7 protein-coding genes and 1 pseudogene are annotated in these 14139 nt (G+C 53.7%); 5 read left to right on the top strand and 3 right to left on the bottom strand.

Translation table 11 applies throughout. From position 1 onward, the window contains the following. The 4 genes from ABX962_RS14905 to ABX962_RS14890 form a co-directional block, all read left to right on the top strand. Nucleotides 1–3085: PAS domain S-box protein (locus tag ABX962_RS14905; RefSeq protein WP_372720722.1), on the top strand; the 3085-nt coding region annotated here is incomplete at its 5' end. Between the two features lie 3 nt (nucleotides 3086–3088). Next, a complete protein-coding gene (locus ABX962_RS14900) occupies nucleotides 3089–5431 on the top strand; it encodes a CHASE3 domain-containing protein (protein ID WP_372720720.1) in 2343 nt (780 codons plus the stop codon). Between the two features lie 273 nt (nucleotides 5432–5704). Then, nucleotides 5705–10141, top strand: a complete 4437-nt coding sequence (locus tag ABX962_RS14895) for a chemotaxis protein CheB (RefSeq protein WP_372720718.1) — start codon at nucleotides 5705–5707, stop codon at nucleotides 10139–10141. A 40-nt stretch (nucleotides 10142–10181) separates the two neighbouring features. Beyond that, a complete protein-coding gene (locus ABX962_RS14890; RefSeq protein WP_372720717.1) occupies nucleotides 10182–10868 on the top strand; it encodes a hypothetical protein in 687 nt (228 codons plus the stop codon). A 166-nt stretch (nucleotides 10869–11034) separates the two neighbouring features. Here the strand turns inward: ABX962_RS14890 and ABX962_RS14885 are convergent, their stop codons facing one another. Beyond that, nucleotides 11035–12060, bottom strand: a complete 1026-nt coding sequence (locus tag ABX962_RS14885; RefSeq protein WP_372720715.1) for an NADP-dependent oxidoreductase — start codon at nucleotides 12058–12060, stop codon at nucleotides 11035–11037. Nucleotides 12061–12163: 103 nt separating this feature from the next. After that, on the bottom strand, nucleotides 12164–13534 hold the full coding sequence (locus ABX962_RS14880; protein WP_372720713.1) for an NAD-dependent succinate-semialdehyde dehydrogenase: 1371 nt from the start codon (nucleotides 13532–13534) through the stop codon (nucleotides 12164–12166). On the opposite strand from ABX962_RS14880, the gene ABX962_RS14875 reads away from it, so the two are divergent. Continuing rightward, nucleotides 13524–13766, top strand: coding sequence for a hypothetical protein (locus ABX962_RS14875; RefSeq protein WP_372720711.1), 243 nt, complete (start codon nucleotides 13524–13526; stop codon nucleotides 13764–13766). The two genes, ABX962_RS14880 and ABX962_RS14875, sit on opposite strands and share 11 nt — an antisense overlap. A 136-nt stretch (nucleotides 13767–13902) precedes the next feature. Here ABX962_RS14875 and ABX962_RS14870 read toward each other — a convergent pair. Beyond that, nucleotides 13903–14139: pseudogene (locus ABX962_RS14870) on the bottom strand (hypothetical protein); the annotation flags it as partial.

Genomic DNA, 14139 nt, shown 5'->3' with positions numbered 1-14139 from the left:
GAAGCACTTGGTCACGAATTTTCATTCTCCGGCGGAGCGACAAAGTCTACTTGCCGGGCAACAATTTTACCTGGGCGATACACAGCACCGCGACCAAGACCCCAACATCGCGAGTCATTTTCGAAAATTCCAAATTGGTGCGTTTTGCAATTCGGCTTACGTCACCAAACAGCGTATTCGCTTTGTCGTTTCGGCATTAAAATCACATCCTTATCAGTGGCGTCGCGACGAATTGGATTTGCTTCAAGATATCGCCAATCGTGTCTGTGTTCGCATCGAGCGTGCGCGAGCCGAAACAGAGTTAGCGGACCGGGAAAATCATCTGCGGCGAGTCATCGACAACACGGTTGCGTTCATCGGCGTCTTGGATCACGAAGGCAACTTGCTCGAAGCCAACCAGACCGCGCTGCGTGCGGGCCAACTGCAACGCGACGATGTGATCGGCAAACCGTTTTGGGAGTGTCATTGGTGGAACTACGACAACGACATTGCCGATCAACTACAACAAGAGTTCGCCCGCGCGATCAACGGAGAAACCATTCGCCACGACGTCGTCATTCGTATTGGCAAAGATGATCGAACGACGATCGATTTCATGTTAGCTCCGATCCGGGATGCGGACGGCAAGATCACCTATGTCATTCCGTCGGGAGTGGACATCAAGGACCGCAAGGCCGCCGAGGATCTGGTCCGGCAAAACGCGGAACAATTGGCAGACAAACAAGCCAAACTGATCGCCTTGCTCGCGGACTACGAACGTGCCGAGAGCAAACTGCAGGTGTTATTTGACAACGGTTATTACTATACCGGCATTATTGAACTCGACGGAACCACGACCGACATCAACGAGATTGCTCTGAAACAACTCGGTGCAACGCGTGAAGAAACCATCGATCGACTGTTCTGGGATTGCCCTTGGTGGAGAAACAACGAAGAGGTGAAACGGAAACTCCGCGATGGCTTGACTTTGGCGGCGGCGGGCGAAGTCTATCGCGAGGACTTGCCGTTTTGGTTACCCGATGGGACCGAACGTATCACCGACTTCATTTTCACCCCCGCGCGCGACCAGAACGGCGAGGTAGTGTTTGTTGTTGCCAATGGCAGCGATGTGACCGAAGTCAGACGCGGACAAGAAGAGCTGCGAAAACGTGAACAACATTTAAAATTGTCGCTGCAAGCGGGGCGTTTGGGCACGTGGGAATGGAATCCAATCACCGACAAAATGAAATGGTCCGAAGAACTGCAATCGATTTTCGGGAAGAGCGAACCGAGCAAAGACATCGTCTTTGACGACATCCTGCAGATCATTCATCCGGATGATCGCGAGGAAGCCGCTCATCACTTGCGATCGACCGTGCGTGGCAACGAATCAACTTACCGGTTTGATTGCCGGATCGTCCGCGAGGACAACGGCAAAACGAGTTGGGTTGAAAATCTAGGGCTCATCTCGCGTAACAAAGCGGGCATCGCCAAACTGGTGACGAGCATTACGCGTGACGTCACCGAACGGAAACAAACCGAACTGGCACTTGCCGAGGGCAAAGAACGGCTGACGATGGCACTGCGTGCCGGAGGAATGGCGGTCTGGGAATGGAGCGAAGAAGGGGTGTTTTGGGAAGATTCGATGTACGACCTGCTGGGGCTTTCACCTAACTGCCGACGCAACGCCAGCACGCTGATGCAAATCGTTCATCGCGATGATCTGACACGGATGATCCACGCGTGGCGTCAAACGGTCAACGGCAACGCGAATTTCGATGAAGAATTCCGCATTCTCCGCGCGGATGGGTCCGTGCGCTGGATCGCTGGGGTGGGCGAACAAGTGCTAACGGACAAGGGCGAACCGAAACGGATCCTCGGTCTGATTTGGGACATCACCGAGCAGCGTGAATTGCAGGACTCGCTACAAGAAGCTCGAGCTCAAGCCGAAGCCGCCAGTGATTCGAAGAGTGAATTCTTGGCGAACATGAGCCATGAAATTCGCACCCCGATGACGGCAATTCTAGGCTACACTGATCTGATCGCAGAACAGATTCAACACCCCGAGGCGCTCGAACACGTTCGTACGATCCGTCGAAACGGAGATTTTTTGCTGGACATCATCAATGACATCTTGGATTTGTCAAAAATTGAAGCTGGCAAGCTGGATATCGCTCCGGAACGCTTTGCGCCGAATCGGTTGATCGAAGACGTCCGCTCGATTATGGAGGTGCGAGCCAGCGAGGGAGGCTTGAATCTTGACGTCGACTATGAAGGAAAAATCCCCTCCGAAGTCGTTTCGGATCCGAAGCGGCTCAAGCAAATCCTGATCAATCTGGTTGGTAACGCGATCAAGTTCACCCCCAGCGGCGAAGTGCGTTTGCGAATCCGCCACCAACCCGAAGACCGGCGATTAAGAATCGATATCATCGACACCGGGATCGGGATGAAGCCTGAACAGAAGGCACGATTATTCAAGCCATTCACGCAGGGCGACTCGAGCGTCACGCGACACTTTGGCGGAACGGGACTTGGATTGGCGATTAGCCAACGACTCGCAAAAATGCTGGGCGGGACGATCACCGTGGACAGCACCGAAGGTCAAGGCAGCACCTTTTCGTTGACGATCGCGACGGGTGATATCCAGGGTGTTGACATGATCAAGCCGATGGCGATGATCCAGCCTAACCCGGACGAGGCCCCTATCGCTTCGATCACGCTTGACTGCTCGGTATTGGTGGTGGACGATCGCCGTGATATTCGCTTTCTGACGAAATCGTTGTTAACGAAAGCGGGAGCCACGGTGGATGAAGCCGAGGACGGCGAGGTTGCGATCAAGAAAGTCCAAGCTTTGATTGGCAAGGACCAATCCTACGACTTGATTCTGTTGGATATGCAAATGCCAAAACTCGATGGCTACCAAACGGCCGAGCAACTTCGCAGGATGGGTTTTTCAGCGCCCATTATCGCCCTGACCGCCGACGCGATGCAAGGAGACATGAGCCGTTGTATCGAGCAGGGCTGCAATGATTATCTCAGTAAACCGATACATAAAGCAACGATGTTGCAGATGGTGAGCCGCTATGTTGGTTCAATGTCGAAATAATTTATGCCGCACCTTATTCGAGCCGCCACCGCTGCTCGAAGTATTTTGCATGGAAACCCAGTGAAGGAACCTGATTCGATTCGCCGCCCGCAAAGGATGGCGGAACCGTTTGCCGTGGCCGCAGTTGTCACCTTGTTGGTGATCACCGGGTTCGTCACTTTTCATAACACGCGTCGATTGCGTGCGCACACCGATTTGGTCGGGCATTCCCACAAGCTTTTGGGCCTGCTTGAACGCATTGAATCGACGATAAAGTCGGCGGAAACCAGCCAACGCGGTTTTCTGATCACCGGCCAAGAACCTTATCTCGAACCCTATTACGAAGCGATCACCGCAATCGATGGCTTGATCCACGAGTTGGCGACGACCACCGAATCGGATCCCGTCCGACATGCCAAAATCGCTCCCTTGCAAGACTTGATCGACCAGAAACTCGACGAACTTTCGACGACGTTAGAGTTACGGCGGCAGGCCGGATTCGAGTCCGCACAGACCTTGGTCGCCACCAATATTGGCAAACGGACGATGGATAGCATCCACGATCAAATTGCCGAATTCCGGCGTAACGAAGAAAGTTCGATTGCACGCCGAGAACAGGTTGCAGCAACCACATATTGGACGGCTCTGGCCACGGGACTGATCTCCACCGTCGCCGGGTTGATCCTTGTCGTCGGCGTGCTGTATTTGGTCCAGCACAATCGACATCGAGCCGAAAAATACGCGATTGCACTGAAGGTCGAGCGCAACCGGTTGCAGGAAACACTCGATCGCGCGGGGCGGTTGGAGTCCGAAAATGTCAAGATGAACCAGTACTTGCGTACGTTCCTGGAACAGATCGAAGACTATGCGATTTTTGCGATGGACGCCGAGTGCCGAGCCACCACATGGAACCGCGGCGTGTTGAAAGTGCTCGGTTTTCACGAGGCGGATTTTCTTGGCAAAGACGTTCGCGAATTGATCTTTACCCCCGAAGCGATTGCGATGGGGATTCCGGATTCCGAGTTTGCCACGGCGGCCATGCTGGGCAGTGCAAGCGATGACCGCTGGATGATGCGGGCCGATGGGGAACGATTTTGGGCCTCGGGAATCAGCAGCGCTGTCAAAGACGCCGACGGCAAGATTGTCGGTTACAGCAAGGTGATGCGGGATTTGACCGAGCGGAAACGTGACCAGGATCAACTCGCCGAACTTGCCGCCAAGCTATCGGAAGCCGATCGTCGCAAAAATGAGTTTCTTGCCACGCTGGCTCACGAACTTCGCAACCCGCTCGCTCCGATCAAAAATGCGATCCAGTTGATGGAGATGTCCGAATTGCCACCGGATACCGAAGAACTGCGTCAAACCATGGCACGCCAAGTCGAACAATTGATTCGTTTGATCGATGATCTACTAGACGTATCGCGGATTGGACGTGGCAAAATCCAGCTCAACAAAGAAGTGGTCAACCTGAGTGAAGTGATCAGGGCTGCGGTCGAAGCGTCGAGCACCTTCATCAACGAAAAAGATCAACATCTGCGACTTGAATCGTGTGAACAGGATGTGTTCGTGCGAGCCGATCCGGCCCGCATGACACAAGTCGTTTGCAATTTGCTGAACAACTCATCTCGCTACAGCGACAGCGATTGCACGATCGATCTATCGTTGTCGGTCCAAGCGGACGAAGGCGATCGCGGTTCGGCCGTGATCGTCGTGCACGACAACGGCATCGGGATCGCGACCGACCGGATTGAAGAGATTTTTCAAATGTTCGCGCAAGTCGATGACTCGCTACGGCGAGGAAACGCGGGCTTGGGAATCGGTTTGACGCTCGTGAATACGTTGGTCGAAATCCATGGCGGCAGCGTGACCGCGCATAGCGAAGGGATCGGTATGGGAAGCACGTTTACGGTTCGCATCCCGCTTGCGGATCCCACCGACGAGACGGCAATGAAACATGTCGCGACCGAGCCGCTCGGGGTCACCAGACCCTTCAAGGTGCTTGTTGTCGAAGACATGAAAGCACTGCGGACCATCATGGCTCGCTTGCTGACCAAACTCGGACACGAAGTCGAAGTGGCCGAAGATGGACTCAGTGCTCTGGAAAAACTGAGCGAGTCCGTTCCGGACGTGATTTTCTCTGACATTTCGATGCCGGGGATGACCGGTTACGATCTCGCTCGCAAGCTGCGTGAACGGGAAGCGACCGCGAAAATTTACTTGGTCGCGATGACCGGCTATGGCCAGTCCGCAGACCGCGAACAGGCCCACAACTCGGGTTTCGACGAGCACATGATCAAACCTGTCGACATCACCAAGCTGCAGTCGCTGTTCCAACGTCTGGCGGAACGCGAGCAGGCACAAAGTTGATCACTCGATACGGGGGTTCGTCGTCGTTGCTTCACGCGATTGCCCGACAACCGTGCCGCGGATCGAGACTGCAGCGGAATGCCAGCGGGCGTTCCCATTGGCATAAAAATTGCTTTGCTCGTTCCCTTTGGCACTGAAAGCCCTTTGGCAATGAAAGCCCCTTGGCGACGAAAGATAGTAGAAGAAAAACGTTTGCATTTTGCCTCGATTCGGTCTGCCCGCTCTTAAGTTATGGAAGAAATCTCATCTCGTTTGTCGCCGCAGCCCGATTCTGTGCCAACAAAAAAATGTCACGTCGTGGGGATTGGTGCCTCAGCGGGCGGATTGGAAGCTTTGGAGTCATTTTTTCAGGAAATGCCCGCTCATAGCGGGATGGCGTTTGTTGTCATCCAGCATCTTTCGCCCGACTTTAAAAGCCACATGGGCGAATTAATCTCGCGTAAGACGGGAATTCCGGTGCTTGAGGTCGAAGATGGGGTTCAGGTCCAACCCGATTCGATCTATCTGCTGCCTGCCAAAATGGAGATGGAAATTTCGGGCGGACGATTGCGGTTGACCAAGCGAAATCCAGAACGCAGTTTTTCGCACCCGATCGACAAATTCTTTTGCTCATTGGCCAAGGACCAACAGCAGCACGCGGTTGCAGTCGTGCTTTCAGGTACCGGCAGCGATGGTTCGCGGGGGATTCGCGACATCCACGAATCGGGCGGATTGGTGATCAGCCAGGATCAGGCGTCCGCCAAGTTTGATGGGATGCCAATCAGTGCGCAGGAAACGGGCTTAGTCAATCTTGTCTTGCCGCCTAGTGGGATGGCCAAGGCGTTGGTGCGGTATGTCCAAGGCGACATCACCCGCGATGATCTCAGCGAAGACCAGCTTCCGACGTCATCCTTAGCGGGCATCGATCGGATCTTTCAACTGCTCAATCAAGCATTTGGAATTGATTTTTCGCAATACAAATCATCGACGGTCGGTCGCCGTTTACAACGCCGGTTCGACATGCTGCAGATTCGTCAATTCGAAGACTACGTGGCTTATATCGAGGACCATCCGAACGAATTGAGCGACCTGTATCGTGACCTGTTGGTCGGGGTGACCCAGTTTTTTCGTGACCCCGAAGCGTATGAGACGCTTGCCAAGGAGGTGATTCCCAAAATTTTTGATGCCAATTCAATCACCAAAACGGTGCGTGCCTGGGTTGCAGGCTGCGCCTCGGGTGAAGAGGCTTATTCGATCGCCATACTATTGGACGAAGAACGCCGCAAACGTAATGGGGCGTTCGACATCAAAATTTTTGCAACCGATGCCCACCCCTCTTCGATACAAACCGCAGCACGCGGGATTTTTTCTGCGGATGCACTCGCGGACATGTCTGAGGAGCGCCGCGTTCAGTATTTCCGCCGCGATCATGAGCGCTATCAGGTCAGCCCTCAGCTGCGTCAGATGATCGTTTTTGCTCCTCACAATGTGATCAGCGATGCGCCGTTCACTCAGATGGATTTGGTGACTTGCCGAAATCTATTGATCTACTTGCAGTCGCCTGCCCAGGCCAGAGCGCTGTCCTTATTCCATTTTGCGTTAAAGTCCAGCGGCACCTTGTTTCTCGGTCCAAGCGAGTCGCCGGGTGACCTAAGCGACGAATTCCATGTGCTCAACGCTCATTGGCGAATCTATTCCAAACGCCGTGATTTACGCATGCCACCCGGCAGCGATCTGCCATTGACCCCACGAACCGAAAAGTTTTCCAGTATCTCGCTCGCGCCCACGATGCGGCAAAGTAATCGTGTCGATTCAAAATTGCTCGGCATCTACGATGCCCTGCTGAATCAAAAGATGGGTTGCAGCATCCTGATCGAACACAATGGTCAAATCCTGCATGTATTCGGAGGCGCCGAGAAGTACTTGCAGTACAGTTCGGGCCGCCCGAGCAGTCATGTGCTCGATGCAATTGTCCCCAGGATCCGATCGTCGTTATCCGCGGCGCTGCACCACACCGCAAAAAAGCAGGAAACGGTTAAATTCAAAGTTTCCCCGCTGCAAGCCGAAGAAAACGCCACCGAATTGGTCATCGCAGTCGAACCCATTCGGGACCAGCCCTCGGGTTTTGACAACTTCTTAATCTCGTTCACCGAGGAAGCATCCCCGCTCACGGCGACGTGGCAAAACCGTATCGCCGAGCACGTGGTTGATTCGCCAAGCGATCCTCATGGCGACCGGGTCACCGTGTTGGAATCGGAACTCCAGCAGTCGCAACAGAATTTGCAAGCCACGATCGAAGAGATGGAAACATCTAACGAGGAACTGCAGGCGGCAAACGAAGAACTTGTCGCGTCGAACGAGGAACTGCAAAGCACGAACGAAGAACTGCACAGCGTCAATGAAGAACTGTACACCGTTAACGCGGAACATCAACGCCGAGTGGTCGAATTGGCCGAAGCCAATGCGGACATGGATAACTTGTTGGCGACGACTCGTGTTGGCGTGGTATTCTTGGACCACGATTTTTGCATTCGCCGGTACACGCCGCAAATCGCAGAAATACTTCGTATCCAGGAACAGGATATCGGCCGTTCGATCGAAGATTTCTCGCACCGATTGCAACGCGACCATTTGATTGAAGATCTGCATCAAGTTCTGCAAAGCAAACAAGAATTGGAAGCAAAGCTGTCGGACGCCGCGGGGAACGCATTGCTGTTGCGAGCGGTCCCCTATCTGTCGGACAACGAGGTTCAGGGCGTGGTATTGACGTTGATCGACATTACGTCGCTGAGTGCTGCGGAAGCCCAATTGGAACGATTTAAATTCATGACCGAAACGGCGAGCGACCTCGTCTTTTTGGCGGACCCGCAGGGTCAATTCCACTACGTCAATCCATCGATGTGCGACACGCTCCGCAGCGAGCGGAACGAATTGCTAAAGATGACGCTGATGGATGTGCAGTGTGATCTGGAAGAAAGTGATTACAAAAAATTGTTTGCCGACGCCGGCAACAAACATTTAAAACCATTCCAATCGGATTGGAAACTTAGCGATGGCTCGTTGATTCCGATGGAGATCAGCGTGGCGAGTTTGCAGATCGAAGACCAACGCTATCTCTGCGCCAACGCTCGTGACATTAGCGAACGACGCGCCGCTGAACTCGAGATGCGTTTGCAACATCTTGCAATCGAGTCGACACAGAACGGCATCGTCATTACCGACGCCACCGCCGAAGACAACCCGATCACCTATGCAAACCCCGGCTTTCTGCATTTAACTGGCTACGATCGCGAAGAGGTCGTGGGCATCAATTGTCGTTTTCTGCAAGGCGATGACAGCGATCCCGACACCCGAGCACAATTGCGAGCGGCGATTGCGGCCGGACAATCCTGTCACGTCACGCTGCGAAATTACCGCAAAGACGGCACGCCGTTCTGGAACGATCTACAGATCACACCGGTGTTTGATGAACGCGACCGTTTGGTGAACTTTGTCGGTGTGCAAAACGACATCACCGACCGCATGAAAGTTCAGGAAGCATTGCAACTAGCCAATCAAGAAGCGAAAGCGGCAAGCGAAGCCAAGAGTTCATTCATGGCAAACATGAGTCATGAACTGCGGACCCCCATGACAGCCATGCTAGGGTTCGCTGACATGCTGAGCGAGGAACTCGATGACGAACCGTCGCTGGAAAAAGTCACCACGATCAAACGCAATGGGGAATACCTGTTGGCGCTACTGAACGACATCCTTGACCTGTCCAAAATCGAATCGGGCAAGATGGAAATTCATCCGCAGACATTGAGTGTCCGTAAACTGCTGGGCGAGGTACAAGAGTTAATGCAAGTCCGGGCATCGGAGGAAGGTGTCCCGTTGACCTTTGATTGGAGCCCCAACTGCCCCGCCGAAATCACGGCGGACGCGGTGCGGGTTCGCCAAGTGCTGGTGAATTTGATCAGCAACGCACTCAAATTCACTGACGAAGGAGACGTTCGTGTCGAGATTAGCATGAACGAGGAAACGGCGCCCGCGACGATTGTGATCGCGGTTCGCGATACAGGAATCGGCATCCACGAAAGCCATTTGGCCGAGCTATTTACCCCGTTTAGTAACACCGGGGCAGCGCGGCGACGGCGATACGGTGGCACCGGCTTAGGACTCAGCATCAGCAAACGCTTGGCCGAGGGAATGGGTGGCCAAATCACCGTCGACAGCGAACTTGGGGTGGGAAGCTGTTTCACGTTCACATTGCCGCTGACCCCCGACCAAGTCCTCAACCTGCGAACACTTGCGTCTGAGGATTCGGCGAGCGAACAAACGGAAACCAAACGCAGCTCATTTCCCAAATTCAGTGCACGGGTGTTATTGGCGGACGACCGCCGTGACATTTGGCGAATTGGCAAGTATTTTCTTGAGAAATGCGGTGCTGATGTCACGGTTGTCGAAGATGGATTGCAAGCGGTCGAAGAAACACAACGTGCTCAGAAAGAACAACGCCCCTTTGATTTGATCCTGATGGACATGCAGATGCCGGTGATGACCGGACAGGAAGCGGTCGCGGAAATTCGTGAACTTGGGTTCAAAACACCGATCATCGCCCTGACCGCCGATGCAATGGAAGGCGAACGCGAAGCCTGTATCGCGATGGGCTGTGACGACTACTTTCCCAAACCGATCGATGGGGTGAAGTTGATGAATTTGGTGGCATTTTACCTTGCCGAAACTCGCTAAGCGTTTCGGATTCCGTATCCAATCCTAAAAGTAACCTCCGTTGAGTCATTCTAATCCTTTGCGTCGAACGGTGATCATCACCGTGCTAGCCCTTGTGCTTGTGCTAGCTGCGTTGATCGCATGGCAGTTACGCTCGATCGAACATCTCGCAACGGGGCAACAGCAACGCAGTTTCGTCGTTGACTGCGATTTTGCCAAGTTCCGTCAAATTATGGTGCGAAAGAACGCCACCGCCGCGATCGTGGGGCATACCGGCATGCGGTTGATTAACGAACAGATCGAAGATGTGATGGTTGACACGTCCCAAGACGACCGTCCGCTCTTGAACGCCATTCGCGGCGTGTCGAAGACCGAGGTTTCTGCAGTCAAGGAATTGACGGTGCAGTTGGAAGATCCGACGCTCGAAGCGAACGAATTGGTGTTGGAACAGAACGCCGATATTCAACCCGACCGCATCGATGTGATCACCGTTTCGAAACGGGCTGCCGGTCGCCTGAAACATTATCAAACCACGCTCGACGCGAAACCGGATCCTGAGGGCACTCGTGTCGTTTTGACCGTCGAATTGGACGTGCTGGTCAAAGTGCCCCATTTTTTCAAACACCGCGCTGACGCGGGGGTGCAGCAGGCGGCCGACGATGCGATCACCGGCCAAGCGGCCGCAATCGAGGCATTTATCGCCCGGCATGCGGACGAACTTCTGATTTTGCCCGAACTGAATCGCTAGTGCACCCAAGGCGAAGTGAGCCAAGCACCAGTGTCAATGAAGATGCACGGCGTTTTTGCCCAATGCTGCAAGTCATTTTGTGACGTGCACCGGCAGTCCATTCTCGCCGCCACTTCGAAACGGTTGGCGAGTTTCGCTACGGAAGAAACATTTGTCCACGAGATGCTTATCCGATTCGTACCAGCGCCTTGCCTAAATTGCTGCCTTGGAACAGTCCGATGAAGGCTTCCGGTGCATGATCGAGTCCTTCGGTGACCGATTCTTCCCAATCGATTTGTCCCGATCGAATCCACGACGACATGTCACGTAGGAATTCGTCGTGATCGGCAAAATGGTCGCGAACGATAAACCCTTGCATGCGGATACGCTTGGCAATGACTTTGAACAAATTGCGCGGCGCCGCCGGAGGTTCTGTGGCGTTGTAGGTCGAGATCATGCCACATTCGACACAGCATCCAAAATTATTCATGTGTTCGATTGCTGCTTCTAAATGTTCGCCACCGACGTTGTCAAAGTAGATATCGATGCCGTCAGGGGCCAGCGAGCCCAAAGCTGCTGATAGATCGTCGGTCTGCTTGTAATGTATCACCTCGTCGACATTCGCTTTCTCGCGAAGCCAGAGGATTTTTTCCTCAGACCCTGCACTGCCGATGACGCGGCAGTGATACGCTTTTGCGATTTGACACGCCACCGAGCCTACGGCGCCGGAGGCGGCGGATACAAACACGGTGTTCCCCGACTGCAGATTAGCAATCCGTTTCAGCCCGACCCAAGCGGTGAACCCCGTCATCCCCAGCACTCCTAAATAGCTTTGAATCGGTGCCACCTCGGGATCGACTTTGGAAACGCTTTTGCCGTTGGAAATCCAGTATTCTCGCCAACCGCTGTTGCCCAGCACGTAGTCGCCAGCGGAAAAACATTCATGCCGTGATTCGACCACCTTGCCAATGCATCCGCCCTCGAGCGGCTTTCCGATCTCGAAGGGGGGAACATAACTTTTGCCCTCCTTCATTCGCCCTCGCATATAGGGGTCAACCGACATCCATTCGTTTTTAACTAAAAACTCGCCATCCGCCAGCGGCGGCAATTCCACAGTGACCTGTTCAAAATTGTCGACCGTGGGCACTCCCGTCGGACGTGAAACGAGTTGGATCTGGCGGCTTTCAATCTTTTTTTCTGTTTCAGTTGCCATCGTTTGTTCCTCTTGATTGGGGTGACCATTTGATTGGGTTTAATGCGCCGGGCGATACAACGCGGCGACGCAGTGATGTTGACGCGATCGTCAGCGTGTTACGCTATTCTTTTCCCAGATGAATCAGTTTTTTGTTGACAAACTCGAGAATCCCCAAGTGTGACAGCTCCCTGCCGTAGCCTGAATTTTTGATTCCTCCAAAGGGTAACTCGGCTTGCGATTTGGTCGGCTGATTGACAAACATCATCCCGGTCTCGATTCGCTCGGCCACGCGGCGGGCCCGAGCGATGTCCTGCGTGAAAACACTTCCTCCTAAACCATAGGATGAATGATTCGCCAACTCGATCGCTTCCTCTTCGTTCTTGACCACGTAAACACTAGCCACGGGGCCAAACAACTCTTGATCGAAAGTGGGCATATCGGGGGTGATGCCGGTCAAGATCGTCGGATTAAAGAAGGCACCTTCTCGGTCTGGACGATCTCCGCCGAGCACCACGGTGGCTCCGGCGTCAATGGATGCTTGCACTTGCTGTTGCAACTGGACCGCTGCTGCTTCGGTGGACAGCGGGGCGAGAGTGGTGTCTTCGTCCAGCGGGTCTCCCATCTTCATGTTACCCATTTTTTCTTTGAACGCCGACAAAAATTCATCGGCGACAGACTCGACCACAATAAAGCGTTTTGATGCGACACATGATTGCCCCGCGTTCACCATCCGGCCCTGTACCGCCAACTCGACTGTCTTATCGAGATCGGCGTCCTCGAGCACGATGAATGGATCATTGCCACCGAGTTCTAACACCGACCGCTTCAGATTCTTGCCCGCCAATGCAGCCACCGCCGCCCCAGCTTTTTCGCTTCCGGTAAGCGAGATTCCTTGCACTCGCGGATCTGAAACAATCACCTCCACGAATTCCGACGGAATAAACAAGTTGGTATAAACTCCCTCAGGCAACCCACACGCGGCAAACGCCTCTGCGATTGCTTCCGCACATTGCGGAACGTTGCTAGCGTGTTTCACCATCACGGTATTGCCCGCCATGATATTGGGAGTCGCGAAGCGAACCACTTGGTAGAACGGAAAATTCCAGGGCATCACTCCCATCAACACCCCCAGCGGCGCGTATTGGATATAGGCACGGGTATTTTCTACTTCCATCGGCTGGTCGGCCAGAAAGGACTCGGCTCCGTTAGCGTAGAACTCGGCGATGTTCGCACAGTATTCAATTTCTCCCTGACTCTCCGAAATCCGCTTCCCCATATCCAGCGTGATTAACCGCGAATACTCGTCCGCATGCTGACGAAGGTGGTTGGCAAATTTCAACATTCCCTTTTTTCGTTGTGCGAACGAGGTTTTCCGCCAACTTTTAAAGGCTGTGTCGGCTGTGCCGATGGCGGCAAGCGTCTGGTCTTTGGTCAGCGGTGTGAACGTTTTCAGTGTTTCACTGGTCGCAGGATTAACGCTGGTGATCGTCATTGAATTCATCTCCGAAGAAGGGGAATGGCACTGTATCGATGGAAACCTGTACCGATGGAAACCTGTACTGATGGAAACCCAGTACCAATTGAAACCCAGAGGCACGGTACGGATGCAAACCCAGACGGGATGCAGGGATACGGGATTGTATGTCTCGGTCGACATGCCACTCGATTTGGGGCGGGAACCACGGACTCGTATCACCGCCCGCCGACGTTTGCCGTCCCAATAAAAACGTGCCCCGTCCGCTTGCGATCCACGCTGGTTTCCGGAATCGATACCGGCACGGGATCCCTGCCAACTGGGCACGCTTGTTAGGTGCGATCGGCATACCGAAGCCGGTCGCAAGTCAAAGATTCAAGATCCAATTATTTGTTCTGTTTCATGGTTTGATTCGAATCCGCGATCAGAATCACACGATCGCCGATTTTGACGGGCACACCGGTGACGGTCACCTTGCTGCCTTTGTTGAGATTCTTGGCATTCGCGGGATCCCCCATATCAACGGTCAGTTTTTTGCCGTCCTCGGTGTCCAATTTCACCACTAAATGTTCATTTCCTTTTACGGTCGCCTTGCGAGTGGACTGAACGGTTCCACTAAAACG

This window comes from Novipirellula sp., from assembly GCF_041583735.1.
In the GTDB taxonomy this organism is placed as follows: domain Bacteria; phylum Planctomycetota; class Planctomycetia; order Pirellulales; family Pirellulaceae; genus Novipirellula.
This window is presented reverse-complemented; position numbering and strand designations above follow the sequence as displayed.